We start from the raw sequence: 24,226 nt of genomic DNA on the forward strand, positions 1-24,226 counted from the left end.
AAAGAGAACGTCATGCCGAGCGCAGCTGAGGTATCTGGCTCGTGGTAATAATCCACTCATAAGAACTGTGTTGCACAGGCGAGATGCCTCGGCTGCGCTCGGCATGACGGCCTTTCTCAGATACTCTTAACCTCTAGCATTCCGCCAGTGCCTGAATTACCCGAAGTCGAAACCTACCGCCGATTTATTGACGAGCTGGCCGTGGGCCAAACCATTGCTGCCGTGCAGGTGAACGATGCCCACGTGCTGGCAACGCCCGAAGCCGAGCTGCGCGCTGGCCTGGTGGGCCGCACCATCACGGGCACCTCGCGCCTGGGCAAAAACTGCTTTCTGGAGCTGGAAAACGGCAAAGTGTTGGTGCTTCACTTCGGCATGACCGGCGACGTGGGCGCTTACCGCGACGAGCCCGACGCCCCGCGCTTCACCCGCGTGGCCCTGCACCTCGCCGATTCCGGCTTACGCCTAGCCTTCATCGACCCGCGCAAGTTTGGTCGCATCCGGCTGGCCGACAGCGCCGCCGCGCACCAAGCTGCCAAAAAAATCGGCCCCGATGCGCTGGCCATCAGCGCCGCCGAGCTGCACCAGAAGCTCAGCCGCCGCAAGACCCTGCTCAAACCGCTGCTGCTCGACCAGGGCATCACCGCCGGCCTCGGCAACTGGATTGTGGATGAGGTGCTTTTCCAGGCCAAAATTCACCCCGAGCGCATCGGCGCCTCACTCACCGAAAAGGAAGGCAAAGCCCTGCACGACGCCGTGCAGCTGGTGCTAAACACCGCCATCAATCAGGAAGCCAACTACCGGCATTTTCCGGCCTCTTTCCTCATCCATGCCCGTGAGTGGGACACTTCGCCCACACCCGCCAGCGACGACGCCCACACCTTCTGCCCGCGCCACCCCAAGGTGAAAATCGACAAGTACTACGTGGGCGGCCGGGCCACCTACGTATGCCCCAAGTGCCAACCCGCGCCGCAGGTCTGAAGAGACGACAGAGGTGAAGCCCGTCCCGATATCAACCCTGACGTGTTAACAATTAAAGTCAAAAAGCCCCGCTGGCGCATTGCCAGCGGGGCTTTTCTATGAATGAAACTACTCCAAAACGCTACTCCCGCACCACCCGCTGCGTGAGGACACCCGCGGCCGTGAGCACCCGCACCGTGTACACGCCGGCCGCCAGGTTGCTCAGGTTCAGAGTGGCGGAGCCGGCGGTCGTGCTGGCATGCACTACTTGCCCCAAGGCGTTGAGCACGGTCAGGGGAGCCGTTTTGGCCGAGAGGCCGCGCAGCTCCACCGTAAGATGGCCGTCGGCGGAAGGCGTGGGGTACACGCGCAGCGTCACACCGTTGCGTGTGGCTGTGGCGGCAGACGTCACCACCGAAGCCACCGAAGTAGCCGAGCAGCCCGAGGCGCCCGTGACGACCACCGTGTAGCCGCCGCTCAGGCCGGCGGGCAGCGTCAGGGTATTGCTGCTGCTGGCTGGGCCCACCGACGTGCCGCCGTGGAAAAACTGGTACGTGGCCCCTGCTACGGCCGTAGCCGTAAGCTGCACCCCGCCACCGGGCAGCGCCACGGCCGTGAGGGTGGGCGTGACCACGCCCGCTTGCACGGTGATGGTGGTGGAAGACGTGACGCTGCCGCACACGCCGCTGGTGGCTACCGTATTAATAACGGTATACGTGCCGTCGATGGTGGTGCGCGACAGGTCAATGACGCCCGTCACTGGGTCGATGCGCAGGCCCACGCTGGGGCTGCTGAACGTACCGGCCACCGCGCCTGTGGCCAGCACGGGTGCCACAGGTGCGGCCGCGCCGGTGCAGTACAGCCCCACCGGATAGCTAAAGGCCGCGACGGGCGGCGCCGTGAGCGTGAGCACCACCCGGCCCGTGGAGGTGCAGGGCGAGGCAGGGCCGGTGGGCGTCAGGGTCAGCGTCACGGTGCCGGCGGCCACGTCGGCGGCCGAGGGCGTGTAGGTGGCGTTGAGGGTGGTGGCGTTGGGCGAGAAGGTGCCCGTGCCATTGCTGGTGTAGGTAGCGCCCGTGGCCGCGCCGGCAATGGTACCGGCCAGCGCGTAGGGCGTCTGGCCGCAGCTGGCGGCCGTGGCGGCGGGCAGCGCTGCCACCAGGCCCGGCGTCACGTTCACCTGAATGGGCGTGCGGGCGTTGCTCACACATTCATTCCGGAAGGTCAGGTTGAAGAAGCTGTTGTAGGTGGTGTTGGCGTATGAGGGGGAAATCGACAGCGTGTAGGAACCCCGCACAATGAGCACGCCGCCCGGCGCCACCAGCGGGTAGGTGCCCACGTAGGTGCTGTAGCGCCCCAGGCCGCCCACGGTGGTGGCCAGCTTGTATTCGCCCGGCGCCAGCGCGTAGTTCAGCGGCACCGTCACGCGCGTGCCTACCTGGGCCGCCGTCACGTTGATGGTTACGTCGGAGCCGGCCACGGCCGTGGCATTCCCCGAGGGTTGGCTGCCGCTCACCGAGAACAGGCGGATGGTGAGCGTGCCCGCCGCCGTGGGGTAAACATCAGTTGAAGCCAGTACCCCGGCCTGCGTCACGGCAAAGCCCAGCGCATAGTCGGTAAACGTCGACTGCGAGAAGGTGCCGTTGCCGGAGTTGTTGTCGGTAAGGCCGCCCACGCTGGTGGTGGAAGCGAAAGCTTCGGCATAGTAGGTGGTGCTGGCCGTGAGGGCCGGCGTCACGTAGGGGTTGCCCGTGCCCAGGGCCGTGCCGCCGATGGCCGCCGCAAAGTAGCGCACCGAAATGCCCGCCGGCACCGTGGCCGAAAGCGAGGCCGTGCCCCCCGTGCAGGCGCTCAGAGGTGAAGGTGCCGCCGAAATCACCGGGTTGTTCACCGTCACGGTTACCACGTTGCTGTAGGCGGTGTTGGCGTTGCAGGTGGCGCGCACGCGGTAGTAGGTGGTGCTGGTGAGCACCGGCGTGGTGTAGGTGGCCGCCGTGGCCCCGCTGATGTCGGTAAACGTCACGTTGTCGGGGCTGCTTTGCAACTGGGTGTTGCCGCCGGCCGCGGCCGCCAGCGCCAGCGTGGTAGTGCCGCTTCCGCACAGACTGGTCACCCCGGCTATGGCCAGCGTGCCGGCCACGGGCTGGATAGCCGTGCGCGTGGTAGCCGTGGGCAGCGTGTTGTTGGCCGCGTTGAGGTCGCCGGTGACCGTGGCCGTCACGGCAAACGAGTAGTTGCCCAGCGCCGTCATGTCGAGCGTGCCGCCCAGCGTCACGGTCTGGGTGGCGCCGCTGGCCAGCGTGCCCGTGCTCACGGTGCCTGTGAAAGTCTGGGTGTTGCCATTGGGCCGCATGGCAGTCACCGTCACTGTGGCCGGATTGGTGGCGAAGTTCAGCGGGGCGGTGCCGTTGTTGCGCAGCTGCACCACCACGGCCTCGGCCGGGCCGAAGCAGTTAGAGGTGGCGGCCGGGCTTACCAGACTCACCGGGGCCACATCAATGGCCTGGGCCGTGAATTCATAAGCGCCCAGGTCTGGCGCCGCGCCGCGTGGGGCACCCGTAATGTCTTCTGTGACGCGGGCCAGCGGCGTGCCGGCGTTGTTGAGCAGCACGTTGTCGGGGGTGAGGTTGCCGGTAGCGGCTCCGTTCAGCACCGGGTCGGCCGAGACGCTGTTCTGGTCGAAGGCCGCGGCGTTGGCCGTTTGCCAGTTGGCCAGCGTGGCGTAGGTCGTTGTGTTGTAGATGCCCACGCTGCCGCTGGGCACGTAGATGTCGTTGTAGTTGCTGGTGGTGGCCACGGTGTAGTACAAGCCAACCTTGGCGCCGGGCCCCGACCGCGTGATGCTCACGACGTTGTTTTTGACGTCGGCACTGGCGCCGGTGCTGGTGTTGTAAATGCCATAAGTAACAGCCGACGTAGTGGCCGCTTGGTTGTCGGAGAGAATGGTGTTGTGATAAATCCGGGTATTAGCAGCCCCTGAATTATAAATCAGGTACTGCAGGCCGTTGCCATTCAGGTTGTAGAACGCGTTGTTCACGATGTCATTAGGCAGGGCGGCCGTGGCCCCGGTGCTGGTTGCCACGTAAATGCCGTACACCAGATTGGTTGAGCCTGGCGCGGACGTGTAAGGGTCGTGCATTCGGTTTTTCTCAATGGCCTGGCCCCGCGAGCCGCCGAACGTGTAGAGCCCGTAAAACGCGCCAGGGCTGGTGCGCAGCGGCCGGCTCAAGTCGTTGCCCACGAACTGGGCCCCATCCTGGTAGCCCGTGTAAATGCCGTAGCTGTAGAAGTCGCGCAAAGTGTTGTTGCGCACAATATTGCCCGTATTCAGCGACGTGGTGCTGTTGCCGAACATCGAAATGCTGTAGTAGCCGCCGTTGATGGTGTTGCCCTCCAGCAGCAGGTTGTTGGCCGAGTTGCCAGTGAGGGCGGCGCTGCTGGTCGAGCCGTTCACCACCACGCCCGCGTAGCTGGTCGATGTTGAGCTCAGGGTGGCGTTGATGACGTTGTTGGTCAGGCGGTTGTTGTCGGCCGCGTTGGTCAGCAGCACCCCGTAGCCGTAGGTGCCCAGCGTGCCGCCGGGCACGCCCGTCGCGTCAATCACCAGGTTGTCGAGGGTGACGTAGTCGCTGCCGTTGAGCTGCACCACGGCGCGCCGGAAGGCGTTGTCCGGCGCAAACCGCAGGGTGGTGCCCCCGCCGTTCAGCACCACCCTATTGGCGGCGCTGGTGCCCGGAATCTGCCCCAGCAGCAACTGCTCAGTATACGGCCCGTTGCTGACCGCCAAGGTCACCGGGCCGCTCACCCCGTCCAGGTTCAGCCGGGCGGCCGCGTCGGCGAAGCTGGCGAAGTTGGTGCCCGCCGTGGCCAGGTTCTTGTTGATGGTGTAGGCGCCGCTCAGGGGCTCGGCCGCGCGGGTAGTCACCGTCACGTTGTCGAGTGCTACCGGGGGCTGGGTGCCGCCCCCCGCGTCGTTGCGCCACGTGAACACCAGGCGTTGGGTGGTGCCCGCCACGCTGGCCGGCACCGGCAGGGTGAGGCGCCCGAACGAGGTCTGGAAATTGAGGTTGTCGCCGATTTGCACCGCGCCGCCCGCGCCATTCACCAGCGCCGTGCCCGCCACGGGCGCGGTCGCCGTCGGCATCACGAACACCTGCAGGTAGTCGAAGGTGCTTTCGCCGCCCGCCTGCCAGTCGAAGCTCAGCTGCACCGCGCCCTCGCCCGCCGGAAACGTCACGTCGCGGTACAGGTGTGTTACCGAGGCCGTGCCCAGCGCGTAGGCATTCGTCGTCCCGTTGTCGTTGCTGATGAAGGCCGACCTGGTGCCGACCGTGCTGGGGCCGTTGCCGCCCGCCGGGCCCACCACCCACTGGTTGGGCTGGGTGCCGTTCGCGGCCGTGAAGCTGGAGGTGGCCCCCTCAAAAGTTTCGGTGAACACCGTGGTTTGCGCCTGCGCCGCCAGGCCGCTCAGCAGCAGGCCGGCCCCGAAAAGTCGTCCCGCGGACCGAACTAACGCCCGTACGAATGGCTGTGGTTGACCGTGTAAGAATGTTTGCATAGGGAAAGGATGGGAGTGAAAGGGTGTGGTGCTGCCAAACGCTCCGCCTGGAGCGGTTTGAAAACATTCCAAGAAAAGTAAGGACTTCCTTTGCGGAAACCAAATCAACCGGATGTCGAAACAGGGTTTCATTCGCCAGCGGCTAACTCCCTGCCACGCACACCCTTTCTGCGCCTTTCGGCGATGAAGCCGCGGCAGATGCTGCGCTGTGCCCATGGTCTCGTCGGCGCCCTCCAAGCAGCCGCTAAAACCCGCTATTTTCCCGGCTTTACATCCAGCGTTTGGGTGATGAGGGCAAAACCTTTCCTGTTCTTCACCGAATCCTCGTCGGCCTGCTGGCGCAGCACCATAAAGGTGTGGTTTTTATAGTGAAATGCGTCGAGCCAGCCGGTGTGCGGCACTCCCAGCATCGACATACTAAACTGGCTTTGCAGGGTATGGTGCGGCCCAAAGCGCCCTGGCCCAGCCGAAGAGAATTTTACCCCGGCCAACTTGTACAAGCTGGTAGAATCCAGTTGGTTGTGAAAAATATTCTGAACCTCGTCCAGGTCCAGGCTGTCGTTGAAGCACGAAACGGTAATCAGGCCGCTCTCGTCGAGGCCGGACTTCTGGCAGGTCACCGTCACCGCGTTGGGGCCGGCCCGGTCGGCATCGTCGGCCGACCAGTTGCCGGGGTGTTGAAACGTAATACCGGCCTGATTGAACACCTCGATTTTTTGCGATTGGGTTGAATCGCAGCTTGTCAGCATGGCCATCCCCAGCAATAGGGCGCTAAAAGTCAGGTGTTTCATGAGGGAAAGGAAGATAAAGTGTCGTATTCGGCAGACGCGCAAACGCTAACACCGCGTGCGTTTGAGCCCATGAGAAGGCGCGCCAGCAATGTGGAGCCTCAGTGCATGTTGGCGAGGGCCCCGGCCGAGATGAGAATGCCGGAGCACGCCCCAAAGCCCACGATGAGCACCAGCAGCATGCTCACGAAATAAGGCGCGGCGCCCACATCTTCCGGCCCCCGGCCAAGGTGCGCCAGGGCCAGAATCAGGTTGTACAAGGCTTGGCCCAGGTAGAAAAACCCAAACAGAAAAATGCCAGCGTCGACGCCCATATTCGCCGCCAGCCCCAGCACGACGGCCGCGCCCAGCACCACGAGCAGGTTGTTGCGAACGATGCGGCCAAAAGTGGGCTTGTCCATGAGCGAAATATAAGGTTTTAGGAATTGCTTACCGGCACGATTATTTCCGTTCCCCGGCGGTGGTTCTCGGCCTCTTTCGAGCACATACCGAATCCAATGAGCAGCAGTAGCAGAAAGGAAAGAAAAAAGCCACCGGCGTAGCCCGAGTCTCGCCGCCGCTCAAACAGCAGAAACCCAAAACCTAGCAAGCCATTGACAAGGGCCAGCAGTAGCAAAGCCAGGCCATTGCCATACAAATGGGGCCAGCTAAGCCCGGCCAGCAGTAGCAGCAGCGCCAGGTTAAAGCCTAGCGGCCATGCATAAAGATGCTGGCCCTTTTCAGGCGGGTCGGTAGCCATGGCTTATTGCTGAGATACTTCGTACCCGCCGCCGCACATGCTCCAGCCAATCAGCAGCAACACCAAGCAAATGAGCACGGCAATGAGGCAGCCATTAGAATTGGGTGGCTTGGTCGGGGGCGGCAAGGGCTTGCGCGGCTCCATCACACGATGCCCACCCGCTCGGCCCGCAGTTCTTCCAGCCGCGCCAGCTTTTCCTGGTCGCGGTAGAAGATGTTCATCGTCTCAAACGGGATGATTTTCAAATCTTTGCTCACGATGTGCACGCAGGACTTTTTCACCGCCCGCACGTCGAAATTCCACGGGTCCATGAATTGCAGGATGATGATGCGGAACAGGTTTTCGTAGCTCAGGTTGGGGGCCGACACCTGTGGCAGGCAGCACAGCAGCTGGTTGATTTCGGGCACCACCGTGTCAACCGTATTGGCCGTGCTGAAGAGCTTGAGCATGTGCTGGCGCAGGCGCGGGTCGCGCTCATATACGATGGTGTTGCCGGCGTTGGTGAGCAGGTCGGCGGGGTCGACGTAGCGGGTGAGGGGGAACACCTCGCCGTCGAGCTTGAGGGCGTAGGCCATGGCCAGCGCGTCAGGGTTGCAGGGCACGGGCAGCAGGTCGTCAGCCGTGAACACCGGGCTTTGGTCGATGATGCCCTGGCGCACTTCCGTCAGCGAAAACGAGTCGGTTTCGGGGTTGAAGTTGTCGAGCCGCCCGGCTGCCTGCGTGGGCTGAAACGTGACGCCGCGGATGCACTTCTGCTTGAGCGCGTAGTCAATGATGGCGCCCATCTCGTCGTCGTTCAGGCCCTTTTGCAACGTCACCACCAGCGTGGTGCTCAGGTTGTACTTGTTCAGGTTCTCGATGGCCTGCCGGCGCACCTCGCGCAGGTCGCGGCCGCGCATGGTCAGCAGCACGTCCTCCCGGAAAGAGTCGAACTGCAGGTACACCTCGAACGCGCCCGAATACGTGGCCAGCCGCGCCACAAAAGCTTCGTCCTTGGCCAGGCGCACGCCGTTGGTGTTCACCATCAGGTGCTTGATGGGCTTGCGCTTGCACATGTCCAGAATTTCCCAGAACTGCGGGTGCAGCGTGGGCTCCCCGCCCGAAATTTGCACCACGTCGGGCTCGCCCTCGTTGGCCACCACCAGGTCCACCATGGCTTCCACCTCGTCGAGGGAGCGGTGGCGGCCGTGGGTGGGGCTGCTTTCGGCGTAGCAGGTGGGGCAGGTGAGGTTGCAGCGGTCGGTTATCTCGATGACGGTGAGGCAGCTGTGCTGCTCGTGGTCGGTGCAGAGGCCGCAGTCGTAGGGGCAGCCGAAGTGCGTGGCGGCGTTGAAGCGGCGTGGCGTCTCGCTGGGCTTCACGTAGTTGCGAATGCTCTTGTAATACTCCACATCAGTGGCGATGCGCACTTTCTGCCGCCCGTGCTCCGGACAGCGCTTGAGCATAAACACGTTGCCGTCCTCAAAAACGATTTTGGCCTCGATGCGGCGCAGGCACTGTGGGCAGAGGCTGAGGGTGAAGTCGTAGTAGGTGTAGGGCCGTTCGGGCATGGCAGGCGTAGGGAAAGGAATTGAACGGCGGAAGATAGTAGGGGCGGGGCTTGCCCCCGCCCGGTCGACTGCGTTTATTTCAACGATTTCGTTCAACGATGGGCGGGGGCGAGCCCCGCCCCTACATCGTTTTTTAGTGCCTGCGTCACTTCGTACTCCGTTATTTGCTCCGGGTAGTTGGCGTAGAAAATATTGTCCTCGTTCAGCCGGTAGCCGCCAATCAGGGCGCGCTGCGCGGTTTCCAGGTGCTGCCGCGCCAGCGCGGGCTGTCCCTGCGCCTGGTAGTTCAGGGCCAGGTAATAGTTGGCCTCCGGGTGCTGCGGGTAGGCCTTCAGGCACTGCTGCAGGTAGGCCTGGGCTTGCGCGTACTGCTTGAGGCGGGCCGCTGCCACACCGGCATACCACAGCGTATTGAAATGAATGGAGCCCTGCCCGTCGGCGCCGCGCTGCAGGGCCATGTCAGCGGCAAAGGCTTTTTCGGCCAACTTGTAGTGGCCCAGCTCCAACTCGCAAGCACCCTCAAAAAAGGCGAAGGTGTGGTCCATCTCGCGGCCGTTGGGCTTGAGCTTGGCCACGCGCTGGAAATCTGTTATGGCCCCGGTGTAGTCCTTCGTGAAAATGCACTTCAGAAAGCCCCGGTACGCCAGGTAGCGGGTTTCATCAAGTGCCACGGCTTTGTCTATCAGCGGCATGGACTTGGCGTAGTCGCCGCATTTAATCAGCGGCATGGCCTTCTGCTGGTAGGCGTAGGCGATGTTGGGGCAAGCGGCAATCAGGCTGTCGCAGTACTGCGCCCAGCGCGGGTCGAGGTAGCTGATGCGGTGCGCGCCCCGGTCGAGGTAGCGGGCCACTAGCGTGTCCTGGTAGGCTTTGCTGGCGCAGTCGCCAGCTGTTTTACCGCTGGCCGGCTGGCCGTAGCCACAAGCCGGCGCCAATAGGCTAAGGAATAACGGCCACCACTTTCCCATCGGTCAGCTTGAAGGTTAAATAAGTGAAGTAGCTGAAGGCCTGGCCCCTGTACGTGGCCGCCCGCCAGTCTTTCAGCGTTTTCAAAAAAGCATACAATTCGCTTACCAACTCCGGGCGGAAGTGGGTGGACACGTAGTTGGCATCGGTTTGCAGCACCTGCGTCATCGGCTGCCGAAACCCCGCACAATCAATCATAAACCGAAACGTGACGTAGCCGCTGCCGCTGAATTTGCGGCCTCCGCGCTGCAAAAAGGCCGTTGCCTCCTGCACCAGTGTGGCCGAGCTGCGCGGGTATTTCCCATCCACGTTGAAATAGTGTGCAGTTGGTGCCTTCACGCAGGCGGGGTTGCGGACGGTGGTGGTGTCGAGGTATTCGCCACCACGTAGGGGAATGTATTGGGCACGAGCTGAGGTACTGAAAAGCAAGGATATGAGCCCGGGGAGAAGCAGGTGTTTCATGCCGGTTCTAAGGTTTCGGCATGTTGTAGGCGGCGCCAACATGGGACATCTGGCAATGGTGGACTTCGATTAACATCTGTTAAGCCGGTTTATTTTTTCTCCTCCCAACAGTCAATATTGAGGGCAATGCCACTTGCTCCAAGCCGCAACAGTTCTTGAGCATTAAAGCCTAATGAACATTGATGTTCATAATTGTATAGCAGCCAAAAGGTGATGTTATCACGGAAGATGCCTAGCTTTTCCAGAGCATCAAACTTCGTTTCTAATAAATCAAGAAACACATTGATGAAGTCAAAGTAAGGTTGATTGTCTTCTGTTCCAACAGCATAGGTCCACACGCTGTATTCGGATTTCGAAAACGCGCGGCCTTCATCTTCCAGCGGGGCAACGCCCAGGATTTTAGTTATTGCTTGATAGGTTTCAGCAGTGTTATCACCGAAGATTGATAAGTGATGATACTTCACGTACTACGAATTTAAATAACACTTGAAAATTACTTGGCAGAACGTAACGGGGCGTTATCAAGCTGGTTTTGAGGACGCGGCGGCTGTCGCATCCATCCCCAAACATAATACCCCAGCCCCGCTACGCACGCCCACTGAATGGCCGTGAGGCCCAACCCTGGCAGCGCCGCCGTGGGCTTGATGAACTCCACCAGCAGCCGAAACAACAGGTAGCTGCTCAGAAATAGCTGGAACCGCCGCCCATTGGCCAGCGGGCCGCGTTGCCGCTCCAGGGCCCACAGCCCCAGCCCCAGCGCCCCCAGAAACAGGATTTCGTAGAGGTTGGTGGGGTGGCGGCGCACGCCATCGCCGAAGTTGATGCCCCAGGGCAGGGCCGTGGCCGTGCCGTAGGTGCCGTCTTCCAGCCCGCTGAAGAAGCAGCCGAGGCGGCCGATGGCCAGGCCGAGAATAATGGGAAACACCATGAGGTCGCCGCTGCTGGCCGTCACGCCCAGGCGCTTTTTGGTGATTTCCACGCCAATGAGGCCGCCCAGGAAGCCGCCCACGATGGTTTTGTTGGTGAAGTAGTAGAGCGAGCCGCCGGGCGGGTGCACCAGCAGCTCGGGGTGTTCCAGCAGGCCCAGCAGGCGCGAGCCCAGCAGCGCTCCGGCCGCGGCGCCCACGAAAATCCACTGCCGGTGCGCGTCGCTGATGCGGTCGGGGTGGCCGGCACGCAGGCGTTGGTAGAGGCGGTAGCCCAGGGCGTAGGCCAACACCTCGCACAGCAGGTGCACGGGCAGGCGGGCGGGGCCCAGGGCTAGCTCGACGGGAAAATGCATGTCGCAAAGATGCGCGCAGTACGTACTTTTAGGCCTGTGCCCCGCCCCAATGCCCTGCTTCGCCTGCCCTTGCCCAGCGTGCTGTTGCTGGGCCTGTTGGCGCTGCTGCTCTGGGGCGCCTGCAACAACAGCAACGATGCCCCCGACTGTTGCGGCGAGCGGGTGGTCCGCGTCGACAGCCTCGCTGCCCCGTTTCCAGGGGCGCCGCCCCGGCTCTACCTCACCATCGGCTTGCGCAACGACGACGCCGACCAGGCCAAGGTAGAAAGCATGTATGGCATACTGATTTTTCGGGGCCAGTTCTGGAACGACCTCAACGAAGGACAGCGCCAATACCTGACCATTCCGCCCAAGCGGGAGCGGCTTGTATCGATGGCGCTGCCGCTCACCGATTCGCTGGCCTGCGACCCCGCCTTGCTGCGCCCGCTGCAACAGGCCCTAGCCAAAGGCACTGCCGGCGATTCCACGTTGGTGCTGCAACTAGGGGTTAATGTGGAGCTTCGAACCGAAAACGGGTATTTGCAGGATTCCGGCCAGGAGTTTCCGCTACCTGCCATGCGCGCACCGGCCCGACCTGCTCAGGCAGCAGCTGCGTACTGAGCAAAGGCCTTTCAGCTTGGTTATGATGGTTCCTCAAAGGGCCCGAGCGGCAGAAAAACGTCTTCTGCTCACAACTTTTTTCGAAATTTTTAGTGTGTGCGCCGTTGGCTTAAATGGTTAAAAGCAGATATTCTCGTTAGTTGCTGGTAATCAGCATGCTGTTGTGCCGATAGGTGCCCCGCCAACAGCTGTTGCCATTGCGGGATTTGGTTGAAACAAACGGCCCGATGGTCGAACGAAAGAGGGAGATTTGCAATAATTCTGCCGCGGGCAGGGTTATCAACCTGGAAGCGACATGCTGCAGATGGGCGCTTCCGGTTGCCCGGATTACTTTTTTATCACGAATCCTACCCGTATGTTCCGCAACGTTCTTGTGCTTGTTGGTCTGCTGAGTTTATTAACCCTCGCCGACGCTTCCGCTACTTCCGCCAGCGTTTTTCGCAACCCAAACCGTAAAATTATGCCCGGTAATCACCGCCCGATTTACCGGCGTTACGGGCACCACGGCCTCTTTCACAAGGGCTTCCTCGGCATTCACAGCCGCCGCCAAACCAAGATTTCGGGCGCCAAAGTAGGCGGCAGCAAACGCCGCGGCACCCTGTAAGAAATCGAATGGCCGAGTACCCCGAAGCTCTTGCTTCGGCCCGGGCGAACGTCGTTGTTCTAACGGGCCGAAGCAGGAGCTTCGGGGTACTCGGGCCACGCCTTACACTTCATTATTCTTCTCCGCTGCTTTGCGCGTGAGGGCCGTGAGTGGCGAGCGGGTCAGGTCCGACTCGCTTTCGAAGCCGCTGCGGCGCACATTGGCGGCGGCGCTTTCGCCGGTGGCGGGCAGGGCACGGTTCATCCAGCTCAGGATGTCGGTGGTGGTGCCGGGCAGCAGGCCGTGGAAAGCGGCCAGGAATTTGGCCGGCAGCGAAAGGATGATTTCGCCGTCGCCGCGGCGGCAGGCGTTCCAGATTTGGCGGGCGGCCTGCTCGGCGCTGAGCGTGAAGCCGGGCAGCGAGTCGGCGATGCTGAACCAGGCAAACTCCTTTTCGTGCTGGCCCTTCACGATGGCGTGGTCGGGGCTGCCGGTGCGCAGCAGGCCGGGGCACACCGTCGTGACCGATACGCCGTGCTGCCGCAGCTCGGCCCGGAAGCCTTCCGACAGGCCCACCAGCGCAAACTTGCTGGCGCTGTAGGGGGCCATGTGCGGCAGCGCCACCTTGCCGCCCAGCGAAGAAATATTGACGATGCGGCCGGCCCCGCGGCGGCGCATGCTGGGCAGCACGGCCTGCATGGCGTGTAGCGGCGCCCAAAAGTGCACGGCCATCGAGTCTTCGAAGTCGCGCAGGTCCATGTTGTCGAGCGGGCCGCCCACAATGATGCCGGCGTTGTTGATAAGGACGTCTACTGGGCCAAGGCGGGATTCAACTTCGGCCACCATGGTGCGCACTTCGGTTTCGTTGGTGATGTCGCGGGCCACGGTCAGCACATCGGCTTCGGCGGCGCCGGCCATCAGCAGGTCCTGGCGGGCGCGGGCCAGTTCGGCTTCGTCGCGGGCGCAGATGGCCACGCGGGCCCCCTCGGCCACGGCCTGGCGGGCCAGCACCAGGCCCAGCCCGCGCGAGCCGCCGGTGATGAGCACCACGCGCCGGTTCAGGTCGTAGGAGCCGCGGCGGTTGCCCCACAGCGTGGCGGCCAGGGCGGCCGCGCCCAGGCCGGCGGCCAGCAGCCAATTCGTCGAAGAAGTGCGCTTGTGTTCTTTCATGGGTGATTGTATGCCAAACCGGGCCGAAAGGTTGCACGGACGAGCCAACCGGTCCCGATTTTCGCGCGGCTCTGGCACGAAACGTGGTTGGCGAGGCGTTAGGGACTGAAAGCGCGGGCTTTTTGCCGATATTTACTCCGCCGAAACGCCCTTTTTTCTGTGCCCAAGTTTCCCGCCCCGTTTCCAATGAAAGTTATTTTGCTCTCGTCGCTGCTGGTCCTGGCTGCGGCGCCCGCCGTGCTGGCCCAGGCGCCAGCCCACACCGTGGTGAAAGCCAAGACCAAAACCGCCGGCCAGCCCAGCGTGAAAACCAAAGCCCGCACCCCCGCCCAGCCGGCCGCTGCATCCGAGGAGCCAATGCCCATGGCCGACGCGGCCGTGGTTGATGCCAAAACCAACGCCCTCACGGCCAACATGCAGAAAAACCTGGGCCTCAACCCCCAGCAAACCGAGAAGGTGCGGGCCATCAACCGCCGCAGCATCGACGCGGTGGAATCGGCTCACCTGCGCTACAAAGCCGACCCGCGCAAGCTGGCCGGCGTGGTCGAAACCGTGAGCAGCTCGCGCCTCTCGGCCATCAAAGATGTGCTCACGCCGGCTCAGTTCGACAAATACCAGCGCAAGCGCGAAGAAAAAATGGGTGTGCCCAACGTGCAGGGCGTGCAGGGCACCCCACCGCCTGGCCTGGGCCGTGGCGCTGCGGGCGATGAATAAGGACTAACATTAAGCGACGTAGGGGCGGGGCTCGCCCCCGCCCGGACGTTGAACGACATCGTTGTTGCAAAGCAGGCGGCCAGTCGGGGTAAGCCCCGCTCCTACATCATTTAAACCAACGCGCCGGACCCTCAAAAGTCCGGCGCTTTTTTATGCCACACAACCTCAATTTCGGCCATTAAAGCATCCGCAGGCGTATGCGAAGGAATGAATAAACCTTCTGCTTCCGGCCGTTTGGCCGATTTGCTGGCCCGCGCCGGCCTCGACTGGTTTTTGCTGGCACTGCTGGGCGTGGTGGCACTGGCCTACTTTGCGCCCGGCCTGGGCAGCAAGGCCAGCCCGGTGCCGTGGCACACCATTACCACCGTGGGCGTGGCGCTGGTTTTCTTCTTTTATGGCCTGAAGCTGAGCACCGAAAAGCTGCGCGCCGGCATGCGCAACTGGCGACTGCACCTGCTGGTGCAACTGGCCACATTCGCCCTGTTTCCGGCTTTGGCGCTGCTGGTAAAGCCGTTTTTCGGCGGCGAAAGCGGCGGCATGCTGTGGCAAAGCATTTTCTTCCTGTGCGCGCTGCCCAGCACGGTTTCTACCTCGGTGGTAATGGTGAGCATTGCAGGCGGCAACCTGCCGGCGGCCATTTTCAACGCTAGCATTTCCAGCTTGCTGGGCATTGTGCTCACACCATTGCTCACCAGCCTGTTTTTGCACACGGGCACGGGCGGCGGGCAGCTTTGGGGCCTGGCCACGCAGCTGCTGTGGCAGGTGGTGCTGCCGGTAGGGGCAGGGGTGTTGCTCCATTCCCGCTTCAACGCTTTTGTGGAGGAGCGCAAGGCCGGCCTGCGCATCTTCGACCAGATTACCATCCTGCTCATCGTCTTCACCGCCTTCTGCGATTCCTTCGCCGAAGGCATTTTCAGCCGCTACGGCTTGGGCGACATCGTGAAGCTCAGCGCGGGCATGGTGGCGCTCTACCTGGTGGTGTTTGGCCTCATTTGGGGGCTGTGCCGGGCCTTGGGGTTCGCGCGGGCCGACCAGATTGTGGCGGTGTTCTGCGGCTCCAAAAAGTCGCTGGTGCACGGCAGCGTAATGGCGAGCCTGCTCTTTCCGGCCAGCGCGGCCACGGGGCTCATCCTATTGCCGTTGATGCTCTATCATGCCCTGCAGATTATTCTGGCCAGCAGCATGGCGCAGTACCTGGGGCGGCAGGCGGTGGCGGCTGATGCTCGTGTGGCTTGACGTTCAGGCTTTGGGCCTAACCCCCTGACCCCCCTCCGAAAAGGAGAGGGGGCACCGGTTGTGCTTCTGACGAGAAACGGCTGGCACCCCCTATCCTTTAGGAAAAGGGGCCGGGGAAGGCGTCACGTTAAGCTCCCAGCTTCTCCTTGAAAAAGGCCAGCGTCAGCGCCCAGGCTTCGGCGGCGGCTTGGGGGTGGTAGCTGGGCCGCTCATCGCAATGGAAGCCGTGGTCGGCGTAGGAGATGACCGTGTTGATGAAGGGCTTGCCGGCGGCTTCTACGGCATCCGTCACCTCGGCAATGTGCTCCTTTTTGATGTGCGCATCGAGCCCGCCCCAGAAAAAGAGGTGTGGCGCGTGCAGCTCATCGGCGCGGTCTTTCAGCAAGTGGGTGCCGCCGCCGTAATACGAAACGCCGGCCGCCAGCGGCAGCACGGCGTTGGCCAGAAACGACACTTTGCCGCCCAGGCAAAACCCGATGCTGCCAATTTTATCGGCCATTACCAGTGGCTGGGTGGTGAGCCAGCCGTGGGCAGCCTGCAAGTCGGCGGTGAGGCCTTCGTTGGTAATGGCGCTGTAATGCGGCATTGCCACGGTGTTGAAATCTGAATAGGCAATTTCCAGCCCGGGCGCGGCGGTGCGGTGAAACAGCTCGGGCGCCACCACGGCGTAGCCGGCCGCGGCCAGCCGGTCGGCCACACTGCGGATATGGTGGTTCACGCCAAAGGCCTCCTGCAGCAGCAAGATGCCGGGCACGGGGCCGGTGCTGTCGGGGAAAGCGGCGTATGCGTGCATTTCGGTGCCGTCGGCTACGGCGATGATGACGTTGTTCTGGTCGCTCATTACAAGGGAGTAGGTAAAAGTCCGGGTGCGTATACCGGCAACGCCGGCAAATGTTCCGGCTCGGCCGGGCGGCGGTCGGCACGGGCCGGACTCTCGAACCGGATGGCCCTACCAGTAGTTTAAGCTTTCTACCCCTCTTTCAAGCTATGACTCCCTCCCCCAAACTTCGCCTCAACGTGCTCGACCAGTCGCCCATCCGGCCGGGTGCCACGCCCCGCCAAGCCCTGCTCGAAACCGTGGAGCTGGCTCAGCTGGCCGACCGCCTCGGCTACACCCGCTTCTGGGTGAGCGAGCACCACAACACCAACACCCTGGCCGGCTCGACGCCGGAAGTGCTGCTGGCCCACCTCGGCAACCACACCCGGCGCATCCGGCTGGGCTCGGGCGGCATCATGCTGCCGCACTACAGCGCCCTGAAGGTGGCCGAAAACTTCCGCATGCTCGAAAGCCTGTTTCCCGGCCGCATCGACCTGGGTATGGGCCGCGCCCCCGGCGCCGACCGCCTCACGGCCTACGCCCTCAACCCCAACAACCAGTTCAACGAGAAGGACTTCGTGGAGCAGCTGATGGACCTGCAGGCCTACCTGCGCGACGAGAAGGTGCCCGACACCATTCACGAGCGGGTGATGGCCATTCCGCAATCGGCCACTGCGCCGGAGCTCTGGATACTGAGCTCCAGCGGCCAGAGTGGCCTGTTTGCGGCGCACCTGGGCATGGGGTTTTCCTTCGCGCAGTTCATCAACGGCACGGGCGGCCCGCAGGCGGTGCGCACCTACCGCGAGCGGTTCCGGCCGTCGCTGGAACTGGCCGAGCCGCTGGCCAACGTGGCTGTGTTCACGCTTTGCGCCGACACCGAGGAGAAAGCCGACGAGCTGCGCAAGGCCATGGACATGCAGCTCATCCGCTTCAACCGCGGCGAATTCCGCACCTTCCCCTCGGCCGAGGAAGTGCGCAGCTACCAGTTCACGGCCGAAGACCAGGCCCACCTGCGGCACAACCACGCCCGCGTGGTGAGCGGCACGCCCGCGCAGGTGCACGCCCAGTTCACCCAGATGGCCGCCGACTACGGTGTGGACGAAATAACCGCCGTCACCATCACCGCCGATTTTGAGGACCGCCGCCGCTCTTACGAGCTGCTGGCTGAGGTATTTGATTTGCCAAAAGGTGAAAGTGTGGCTGCAAACCAAGTGGTTGAAGCCGTTTAAGCAGCTAATTTCTGATGTGAGGGCCGAGAAAAGGAGGTGACGGCGGAATTTATTTGGAACGGTTCTAAATAGCCTATACTTTTGTGGCAGTTTAGAACAATTCTAAACAAGGTTGGGCTATTTGTTCACTCCGGCACACTTTTCTCTTTTCTCCTTATATGGGCCTTTTTAGCCGTTCTTCTTCCGCCGTTCTGTTTGTCGCCACGCTTGGGCTGGCCTCTTGTAGCAAAGACGAAGTAGCTCCCTCGGCACCGGCCCTGCGGGCGAAAGTTGACTACAGCACCCTGACCGCTACGACGCCCTACACCACCACGTTTAAGGACGAAAAAGGTGCTGCTACGGTGGATTTGGGCAAGGCTGCCAACCGCCTCGACATGTTCTCGGAGCTGAACAGCTATATGGGCACCGTGGCCGTGGCGGCCCCGGCCGCGCCGGCCACGCTGGACTTGGCCAAGCTGCGCAACCTCTACGCCGGCACCAACGCCCCCTTTGCCTCGGCCACGCTGAACACGGCCGCCGCCAGCGGCGTGCAGCTGCGCGATAAAACGGCCGCTTCCTTCGCCACCGCCAACGGCGACGTGGTGCGCACCTACCTCGACACCAAGCTCGCCGAGCTGGCCACCGCCAGCCAGAGCGTGAACCAGGTTGCCACCCCCGGCAACGCCGGCCGCCTGGGCCGCTACCTGGTGGATGGCCGCGGTTTCGAAGTGAATCAGATTGTGCAGAAGGCTTTGCTCGGCGCCCTGCTGCTCGACCAGATTGGCAACGTGCTGATGACAAACAGCGCCCTGACGGCCGATAACAGCAAAGTGGTGGCCGGCACGGTGTACTCGGAGCGCGAGCACAACTGGGACATGGCCTATGGCTATCTCACCAGCAACGCGACGATGGTGACCGACTACGCCATCACGCCCCGCGAGCGTTTCCTGGCCGGCTACCTTAACGAGAAAAACGGCGCTGCTTCACCCGGCGTGTACATGGCCTTCCTGAAGGGCCGTGCCGCCATCGTGAACAACGACGACGCCACCCTGAAAGCCCAGTCCGACATCATCCGCACCGAGCTGGAAAAGACCCTGGCCAAAGCCGCTGTATCGTACCTGGCCAGCTGGAAAGCTGCCGCCGCGCTCGACGTGAAAGCCCACGCCCTGGGCGAAGGCCTCGGCTTCATCTACGCCCTGCGCTTCTGCACCAAATACGGCGTCGATACCGCCTGGGCTGACTCGGTGCTCAACGGCCTGACCTCGGGCAGCCAGGGCGCCTGGAGCCTGACCAACGCCCAGGCCGATGCGGCCATTGCCGCCATCAACACCAAATTTTCGCTTTAATGACGAAGACCGGGGCTGGCATAGTCACCTAACGGGCCACCGGGCAGGGTTCCTTCGAGCAAAGGTTTTGCTCGATGGAACCCTGCCTCGCGTTCCGGGCTTTGCTTCATGCCTGGGTTATTTCCCTTTTGTTTTTTATGAAAAAGTCGCTTCTGCTGGGTTCATTGTCGGTGCTACTTGCCGTGGGCGGCATGGTGAGCTGCAAAAAAGACACCGCCAACCCCGACACGTCGACGGATAGCAACGTGGAGCTGAGCCGCAAAGCCCTGGTGACCTACTGGGCCGACAGCCTGGTGAAACCCAGCTACCAGCGCTTCAACACCAAGCTGACCGTCCTCAAAACCCAAACGACGGCCTTTACGGCCACGCCCACTACGGCCAACCTCGCCAGCACGCGCCTGGCCTGGCGTGAGGCTTACCTGGAATGGGAGAAAGTGGAGATGTTTGAGTTTGGCCCCGCGGCCGACGTGTCGCTGGTCAATCACTTCAACATTTACCCCGCCGACGCGGCCGGCATTCGCCAGAACATTGCTTCCGGTACCTACAACTTTGAGCTGGCCACGGCCATCCCGCAGCAGGGCTTCCCGGCCCTCGACTACCTGCTCAACGGCACCGGCGCCAACGACGCGGCCATCGTGCAGTCGTACGTGGCCTCGGCCAACCAGCGCCGCTACCTCACCGACGTGGTGGCCAAGATGGACCAGCTGCTCGCGGGCGTGCAGGGCCAGTGGAATGGCACTTACCGCACCACCTTCGTGAACAGCACCGGCACCAACGCCGGCAGCTCGCTGTCGCTGCTGGTGAATGCCTACTCGCGCTACTACGAGCATTTCCTGCGCACCGGCAAAATCGGGATTCCGGCGGGCGTGATGTCGTCGGCCCCCCAGCCCGACAAGATTGAGGCTTACTACCAGCGCGGCACGCTGCCGCTGCAGCTGGCCACCACGGCCCACGCGGCAGCCCAACTGGCCTTTAATAGCCGCGCCGGCCAGCCCTCGCTCAAGACCTACCTCGACGCGCTGGGGGCCAAGGACTCGCGCACCGGCCAGTCGCTCGCCCAGATTGTCAACGCGCAGTTTGCCACCTCGGCGCAGCAGTTGGCCTCGCTGGGCCCCGACCTCTACACCACCATGCAAACCCGCAACGCCGACGCCGTGCAGTCTTATGCCGAGATGCAAAAAGCCGTGCGCCTGCTGAAAGTGGACATGACCTCGGCCATGAGCATTTCGGTCACCTACGTCGACAACGACGGCGACTAGTGCGCGCCCGCTACTTTCAGACCTATACCCCAGCCGCGCCGCTGGCCGTATTCCGCGTGGCGTTTGGCCTGCTGATACTGGCCAGCGTCGTGCGCTTTTGGGCCAAGGGCTGGATTGCCGAGCTTTACCTGCAGCCCAGGTTTTTCTTCCCGTACTACGGGCTGGAATTCATCAAGCCGCTGGGGCCGTACACGTACGGCCTGTTTGCCGTCTGTGGGCTGTGCGCGCTGCTGCTGGCCCTGGGCTGGCACTACCGGCTGGCGGCGGTGGGGTTGTTTTTGAGCTTCACTTACATCGAGCTCATGGACAAAAGCACCTACCTGAACCACTACTACTTTGTGAGTCTGGCGGCGCTGCTGCTCGTTTTCCTGCCGGCCGGCTGCTACTTCTCGCTCGATGCGGCCCGCCACCCCGGCCGCTGGCACAACCAGGTGCCCCGCTGGACCGTGGATGCCCTGCGCCTGCTGCTGGGCATTGTGTACGTGTACGCCGGCCTGGCCAAGCTCAACTCCGACTGGCTGCTGAACGCCGAGCCCCTGCGCATCTGGCTGCCGGCCAAAAACGACCTGCCGGTGCTGGGGCCGTTGTTCAACTACCCGGCCACGGCTTATGCCTTCAGTTGGTTTGGGGCGTTTTACGACCTCACGGTGCCGTTTTTTCTGCTGAACCGGCGCACCCGGCCGCTGGCCTACGCGGCCGTGGTGGTGTTCCATGTACTCACGGCCATTCTCTTTCCCATCGGCATGTTTCCGTACGTGATGATGGTGGCGGCCCTCATTTTCTTCCCGGCCGAGTTTCATGAGCGGCTGCTGCGCGGGCTGCGCCGGCTGCTGCGGCTGCCCGCGCCGCCGGCCCGGCCCAGCGCGCCGCTGGTGTACACACCCGGGGCGCGGCGCGCCTTGCTCTACGGGCTGGGCGTTTTCTTTGCGGTGCAGTTGCTGCTGCCGTTTCGCTACCTGCTGTACCCGCGCGAGCTGTTTTGGACGGAAGAAGGCTACCGGTTTTCGTGGCGCGTGATGCTGATGGAAAAGCTGGGCCAGGTGCAGTTCAAGATAGTAGACTCAGCCACCGGCCGGGCTCGCTTCGCCAATAACGAGGAACACCTGAGCGTGCTGCAGGAAAAGATGATGGCCACCCAGCCCGACATGATACTGCAGTTTGCCCACTACCTGCACGACTACTACGCCCAACGCGGCGTGACCAATCCCCAAGTTTACGCCGATGCCTACGTGACCCTGAACGGGCGCCTGGGCAAGGCCTACATCGACCCCACGGTGGACCTGGCCCGCCAAACCGAAAGCTTCGCCCCGAAGCCGTGGATTTTACCCTTTGATGATGAGATTTCCGGTTTATAGAGCGCTGCCCTTGCTGCTCACCCTGCTGCTGGCCCTGGGGGCCCGGGCGCAGGAAACGCTGCGCGGCCGCGTGCTTACCACTGCTGCTAAGCCCGTGATAGGCGGGGAAGTGTACGTGAAAAGCGTGGGCCGCACCGCCCTCACCGACAGCACCGGCCGCTTCGAGCTGCGCGGCCTGCCCGCCGGCGTGCAGCAGGTGCAGGTGTCGGCGCTGGGCTTTCAAGCGCTGCAAACGGAAGTGCGCCTGCCGGCCGATGGTTTCACGTTTGAGCTGCGCAGCCGCGACCAAACCACCCTGAAAGAAGTGGTAGTGGCTGCTCCCAAAACCACCTTTGGCCAAACGCGCCTGCGCGAGGTGGAAGGCACGGCCATTTTTGCGGCCAAGAAGTCGGAAGTCATCGTGCCCGAAAACCTGGTGGCCAACCTCGCCACCAACAACGCCCGCCAGGTATACGCCCGCGTGCCGGGCCTCAACATCTGGGAAAACGACGGCGGCGGCTTGCAGCTCAGCATTGGCGGGCGCGGCCTCGACCCCAACCGCACCAGCAACTTCAACGTGCGGCAAAACAACTACGACATCTCGGCCGACGCCCTGGGCTACCCCGAGAGCTACTACACGCCGCCCACCGAGGCCGTGCAGCGCATTCAGCTGGTGCGCGGGGCGGCTTCGCTGCAGTACGGCACCCAGTTTGGTGGCCTGCTCAACTTCGAGATGCGCGGGCCCGACCCCAACCACAAAGCCGCCATCACCTCGCGCCAAACGGTGGGCTCGTTCGGTTTTTTTAACTCCTTCAACAGCGTGGGCGGCACGGTGGGCAAGTTGAGCTACTACACCTTTGTGCAGTACAAGCGCGGCGACGGCTGGCGTCCCAACTCCCACTTCGACAGCAAAACCGCCTACGCCGACGTGCGTTACCAGTTCACCGACAACCTGAAGGTGGGCGCCCAGTACACGCACATGGACTACCTGGCCCAGCAGCCCGGCGGCCTCAACGACAAGCAGTTTGCGCAGAACCCGCGCCAGTCTAACCGGGAGCGCAACTGGTTTGCCGTCGACTGGAACCTGTTCAACGTGAACGCCGACTGGAAGCTGAGCCCGAAAGCCAACGTCAACTTCATTGGCTTTGGGCTGCTGGCTTCGCGCAAGTCGCTGGGCTTTCGGCCCAACCAGGTGGACCGCCGCGACGAGGAATACATCGGGCGCGACCTGATTACGGGCGACTTCCGCAACTACGGCTTCGAGGCGCGCTTCCTCGACCGCTACCAGGTGGCGGGCAAAGACGGGGTGCTGTTAATGGGCGCGCGCTACTACCGCGGCAACACGCACAGCATCCAGGGCTTTGGCCCGGCTGGGCGCGGCGCCGATTTCAGCTTCGTGGCCCCCGACCAGTTTGCCAGCACCCGCAACCGCTCCGACTACCGCTTCCCCAACCACAACGTGGCCGCGTTTGCCGAAAACATCTTCTACCTCAGCGAGAAATTCTCCGTGACGCCGGGCGTGCGCTACGAGTACATCCTGACCCGCTCCAACGGCACGCTCGACGTGATAAACCGCGACCTGGCCGGCAACATCATCCAAATCCGCAGCCAGGACGAGCACCGCGAAAGCGGCCGCGGCTTCGTGCTGGGCGGCCTGGGCCTGAACTACAAGCCGCGCGAGCAGTTGGAAATCTACGGCAACGTGTCGCAGAACTACCGCTCCATCACGTTCAGCGACATGCAAATCGTGAACCCCTCGTCCGTCATCGACCCCAACCTGCAGGACGAGCGCGGCTACTCCGCCGACCTGGGCGTGCGCGGCGAGAAAACCGGCCGCCTGACTTATGACGTGAGTTTGTTCGCCCTCAACTATGGCAACCGCATCGGCGAAATCCAGGAGTACGACAACCTGAACAACGTGTACCGCCGCCGCCTCAACGCCGGCCGCGCCTTCATCGCGGGCCTCGAAACCTACGGCGAACTGGAGTTGCTGCACTGGCGCGATGCCCCGGCCGACGCAGCGGCGGAAAGCCCGGCCGCCCGCACGCAATGGTCGGTGTTCGGCAATGTGGCCCTCATCCGGGGCCGCTACGTGGAAAGCCAGCTGAACGAGGTGCGCGGCAAGCGCGTGGAGTTCGTTCCCGATGTCAACCTCAAGCTGGGCACCCGCGCCGGCTACGGCCCCTTCAAGGCCTCGCTGCAGTACGTGTATCTGTCGGACCAATACTCCGACGCCACTAATGCCCCGGAAGGAGGGGGCTCGGCGGTCATTGGCCTCATTCCGGCCTACCAGATTCTGGATGCCTCGCTGTCGTGGGAACGCCGCTGGCTCAAGCTCGAAGCCAGCGTCAACAACCTGGCCGACGCGCGCTACTTCACGCGCCGCGCCACGGCTTACCCCGGCCCTGGCATCCTGCCGTCCGATGGCCGCAGCTACTTTTTCACGGTTGGGGTAAAGCTGTAGCAGCCACAAAAGCCGCTGAAATGGCTTACAAAATTGGGTTGCTTTAGAAAAAGCCTGACTTTATGGTCATGCTTTTTCTATTTATAATCAATGGTTTGGCGGGTGGCAGGTAGTACAGATTTCCAGTTGAGTATTTTTAACAGAAATATTATTTGGAATCATTCTAAATAGTGCTTCACCTTTGTGGCGTATT

21 protein-coding genes are annotated in these 24,226 nt (G+C 62.7%); 10 read left to right on the forward strand and 11 right to left on the reverse strand.

Features of this window, described 5'->3' with window-relative positions; translation table 11 throughout:
- Positions 1 to 147 precede the first annotated feature (147 nt).
- Positions 148 to 978 carry a DNA-formamidopyrimidine glycosylase gene (gene mutM, locus MTP16_RS12930; RefSeq protein WP_243509220.1) on the forward strand — a complete coding sequence of 277 codons (831 nt, stop codon included), beginning with the start codon at positions 148 to 150 and terminating at the stop codon, positions 976 to 978.
- A 121-nt stretch (positions 979 to 1,099) separates the two neighbouring features.
- Here the strand turns inward: mutM and MTP16_RS12935 are convergent, their stop codons facing one another.
- The 9 genes from MTP16_RS12935 to MTP16_RS12975 form a co-directional block, all read right to left on the reverse strand.
- Positions 1,100 to 5,515, reverse strand: a complete 4,416-nt coding sequence (locus MTP16_RS12935) for a beta strand repeat-containing protein (protein ID WP_243509223.1) — start codon at positions 5,513 to 5,515, stop codon at positions 1,100 to 1,102.
- 254 nt (positions 5,516 to 5,769) lie between these two features.
- The gene (locus tag MTP16_RS12940) at positions 5,770 to 6,306 is read right to left on the reverse strand and encodes a hypothetical protein (RefSeq protein ID WP_243509228.1); all 537 of its coding nucleotides are present in this window, start codon (positions 6,304 to 6,306) and stop codon (positions 5,770 to 5,772) included.
- A gap of 98 nt (positions 6,307 to 6,404) precedes the next feature.
- Positions 6,405 to 6,704 (reverse strand): hypothetical protein, encoded by a 300-nt coding sequence (locus MTP16_RS12945; protein ID WP_243509231.1) that lies wholly within the window; start codon positions 6,702 to 6,704, stop codon positions 6,405 to 6,407.
- A gap of 17 nt (positions 6,705 to 6,721) precedes the next feature.
- Complete coding sequence (locus MTP16_RS12950) at positions 6,722 to 7,042, reverse strand: hypothetical protein (protein WP_243509234.1); 321 nt, start codon at positions 7,040 to 7,042, stop codon at positions 6,722 to 6,724.
- Between the two features lie 143 nt (positions 7,043 to 7,185).
- Positions 7,186 to 8,592, reverse strand: coding sequence for a radical SAM protein (locus MTP16_RS12955; RefSeq protein ID WP_243509237.1), 1,407 nt, complete (start codon positions 8,590 to 8,592; stop codon positions 7,186 to 7,188).
- A gap of 92 nt (positions 8,593 to 8,684) precedes the next feature.
- A complete protein-coding gene (locus tag MTP16_RS12960) occupies positions 8,685 to 9,527 on the reverse strand; it encodes a tetratricopeptide repeat protein (RefSeq protein ID WP_243509242.1) in 843 nt (280 codons plus the stop codon).
- 4 nt (positions 9,528 to 9,531) lie between these two features.
- Entirely contained in the window at positions 9,532 to 10,020 is a 489-nt protein-coding gene (locus tag MTP16_RS12965; protein ID WP_243509244.1) for a hypothetical protein, read from the reverse strand.
- Positions 10,021 to 10,109: 89 nt separating this feature from the next.
- Complete coding sequence (locus tag MTP16_RS12970) at positions 10,110 to 10,484, reverse strand: hypothetical protein (protein WP_243509247.1); 375 nt, start codon at positions 10,482 to 10,484, stop codon at positions 10,110 to 10,112.
- 29 nt (positions 10,485 to 10,513) lie between these two features.
- Positions 10,514 to 11,302 (reverse strand): prolipoprotein diacylglyceryl transferase, encoded by a 789-nt coding sequence (locus MTP16_RS12975; protein WP_243509250.1) that lies wholly within the window; start codon positions 11,300 to 11,302, stop codon positions 10,514 to 10,516.
- A 36-nt stretch (positions 11,303 to 11,338) separates the two neighbouring features.
- On the opposite strand from MTP16_RS12975, the gene MTP16_RS12980 reads away from it, so the two are divergent.
- Both MTP16_RS12980 and MTP16_RS12985 read left to right on the forward strand, forming a co-directional pair.
- A complete protein-coding gene (locus MTP16_RS12980; RefSeq protein ID WP_243509253.1) occupies positions 11,339 to 11,902 on the forward strand; it encodes a hypothetical protein in 564 nt (187 codons plus the stop codon).
- A gap of 295 nt (positions 11,903 to 12,197) precedes the next feature.
- Complete coding sequence (locus tag MTP16_RS12985; protein WP_243509255.1) at positions 12,198 to 12,506, forward strand: hypothetical protein; 309 nt, start codon at positions 12,198 to 12,200, stop codon at positions 12,504 to 12,506.
- A 102-nt stretch (positions 12,507 to 12,608) separates the two neighbouring features.
- On the opposite strand, the gene MTP16_RS12990 is transcribed toward MTP16_RS12985, so the two are convergent.
- The gene (locus tag MTP16_RS12990) at positions 12,609 to 13,655 is read right to left on the reverse strand and encodes an SDR family NAD(P)-dependent oxidoreductase (protein WP_243509259.1); all 1,047 of its coding nucleotides are present in this window, start codon (positions 13,653 to 13,655) and stop codon (positions 12,609 to 12,611) included.
- Positions 13,656 to 13,841: 186 nt separating this feature from the next.
- On the opposite strand from MTP16_RS12990, the gene MTP16_RS12995 reads away from it, so the two are divergent.
- A complete protein-coding gene (locus tag MTP16_RS12995; protein WP_243509263.1) occupies positions 13,842 to 14,369 on the forward strand; it encodes a hypothetical protein in 528 nt (175 codons plus the stop codon).
- A 207-nt stretch (positions 14,370 to 14,576) separates the two neighbouring features.
- A complete protein-coding gene (locus MTP16_RS13000; protein WP_243509268.1) occupies positions 14,577 to 15,605 on the forward strand; it encodes a bile acid:sodium symporter family protein in 1,029 nt (342 codons plus the stop codon).
- 127 nt (positions 15,606 to 15,732) lie between these two features.
- Here the strand turns inward: MTP16_RS13000 and MTP16_RS13005 are convergent, their stop codons facing one another.
- The gene (locus MTP16_RS13005; protein WP_243509271.1) at positions 15,733 to 16,446 is read right to left on the reverse strand and encodes a dienelactone hydrolase family protein; all 714 of its coding nucleotides are present in this window, start codon (positions 16,444 to 16,446) and stop codon (positions 15,733 to 15,735) included.
- A 146-nt stretch (positions 16,447 to 16,592) separates the two neighbouring features.
- Here MTP16_RS13005 and MTP16_RS13010 point away from each other — a divergent pair, with 146 nt between their 5' ends.
- The 5 genes from MTP16_RS13010 (at position 16,593) to MTP16_RS13030 (ending at position 24,033) form a co-directional block, all read left to right on the forward strand.
- The gene (locus MTP16_RS13010) at positions 16,593 to 17,651 is read left to right on the forward strand and encodes an LLM class flavin-dependent oxidoreductase (RefSeq protein ID WP_243509274.1); all 1,059 of its coding nucleotides are present in this window, start codon (positions 16,593 to 16,595) and stop codon (positions 17,649 to 17,651) included.
- A gap of 158 nt (positions 17,652 to 17,809) precedes the next feature.
- A complete protein-coding gene (locus MTP16_RS13015) occupies positions 17,810 to 18,976 on the forward strand; it encodes a DUF4856 domain-containing protein (RefSeq protein ID WP_243509277.1) in 1,167 nt (388 codons plus the stop codon).
- Positions 18,977 to 19,113: 137 nt separating this feature from the next.
- Positions 19,114 to 20,235 (forward strand): imelysin family protein, encoded by a 1,122-nt coding sequence (locus MTP16_RS13020; protein ID WP_243509278.1) that lies wholly within the window; start codon positions 19,114 to 19,116, stop codon positions 20,233 to 20,235.
- A complete protein-coding gene (locus MTP16_RS13025) occupies positions 20,235 to 21,590 on the forward strand; it encodes an HTTM domain-containing protein (RefSeq protein ID WP_243509282.1) in 1,356 nt (451 codons plus the stop codon). The genes MTP16_RS13020 and MTP16_RS13025 overlap by 1 nt, the downstream gene beginning before the upstream one ends.
- Entirely contained in the window at positions 21,568 to 24,033 is a 2,466-nt protein-coding gene (locus MTP16_RS13030) for a TonB-dependent receptor domain-containing protein (RefSeq protein ID WP_243509286.1), read from the forward strand. Before MTP16_RS13025 ends, MTP16_RS13030 begins: the two co-directional genes overlap by 23 nt.
- The last annotated feature ends 193 nt before the right edge of the window (positions 24,034 to 24,226 follow it).

Source organism: Hymenobacter monticola (genome assembly GCF_022811645.1).
In the GTDB taxonomy this organism is placed as follows: domain Bacteria; phylum Bacteroidota; class Bacteroidia; order Cytophagales; family Hymenobacteraceae; genus Hymenobacter; species Hymenobacter monticola.

What these genes read in the sequence shown, in the direction of transcription:
- MTP16_RS12935 (WP_243509223.1), bottom strand. Translation starts at nt 5,515, where the DNA reads ATGCAAACATTCTTACACGGTCAACCACAGCCATTCGTACGGGCGTTA.
- MTP16_RS12940 (WP_243509228.1), bottom strand. Translation starts at nt 6,306, where the DNA reads ATGAAACACCTGACTTTTAGCGCCCTATTGCTGGGGATGGCCATGCTG.
- MTP16_RS12945 (WP_243509231.1), bottom strand. Translation starts at nt 6,704, where the DNA reads ATGGACAAGCCCACTTTTGGCCGCATCGTTCGCAACAACCTGCTCGTG.
- MTP16_RS12950 (WP_243509234.1), bottom strand. Translation starts at nt 7,042, where the DNA reads ATGGCTACCGACCCGCCTGAAAAGGGCCAGCATCTTTATGCATGGCCG.
- MTP16_RS12955 (WP_243509237.1), bottom strand. Translation starts at nt 8,592, where the DNA reads ATGCCCGAACGGCCCTACACCTACTACGACTTCACCCTCAGCCTCTGC.
- MTP16_RS12965 (WP_243509244.1), bottom strand. Translation starts at nt 10,020, where the DNA reads ATGAAACACCTGCTTCTCCCCGGGCTCATATCCTTGCTTTTCAGTACC.
- MTP16_RS12975 (WP_243509250.1), bottom strand. Translation starts at nt 11,302, where the DNA reads ATGCATTTTCCCGTCGAGCTAGCCCTGGGCCCCGCCCGCCTGCCCGTG.
- MTP16_RS12985 (WP_243509255.1), top strand. Translation starts at nt 12,198, where the DNA reads ATGCTGCAGATGGGCGCTTCCGGTTGCCCGGATTACTTTTTTATCACG.
- MTP16_RS12990 (WP_243509259.1), bottom strand. Translation starts at nt 13,655, where the DNA reads ATGAAAGAACACAAGCGCACTTCTTCGACGAATTGGCTGCTGGCCGCC.
- MTP16_RS12995 (WP_243509263.1), top strand. Translation starts at nt 13,842, where the DNA reads ATGAAAGTTATTTTGCTCTCGTCGCTGCTGGTCCTGGCTGCGGCGCCC.
- MTP16_RS13000 (WP_243509268.1), top strand. Translation starts at nt 14,577, where the DNA reads ATGAATAAACCTTCTGCTTCCGGCCGTTTGGCCGATTTGCTGGCCCGC.
- MTP16_RS13005 (WP_243509271.1), bottom strand. Translation starts at nt 16,446, where the DNA reads ATGAGCGACCAGAACAACGTCATCATCGCCGTAGCCGACGGCACCGAA.
- MTP16_RS13010 (WP_243509274.1), top strand. Translation starts at nt 16,593, where the DNA reads ATGACTCCCTCCCCCAAACTTCGCCTCAACGTGCTCGACCAGTCGCCC.
- MTP16_RS13015 (WP_243509277.1), top strand. Translation starts at nt 17,810, where the DNA reads ATGGGCCTTTTTAGCCGTTCTTCTTCCGCCGTTCTGTTTGTCGCCACG.
- MTP16_RS13020 (WP_243509278.1), top strand. Translation starts at nt 19,114, where the DNA reads ATGAAAAAGTCGCTTCTGCTGGGTTCATTGTCGGTGCTACTTGCCGTG.
- MTP16_RS13030 (WP_243509286.1), top strand. Translation starts at nt 21,568, where the DNA reads ATGATGAGATTTCCGGTTTATAGAGCGCTGCCCTTGCTGCTCACCCTG.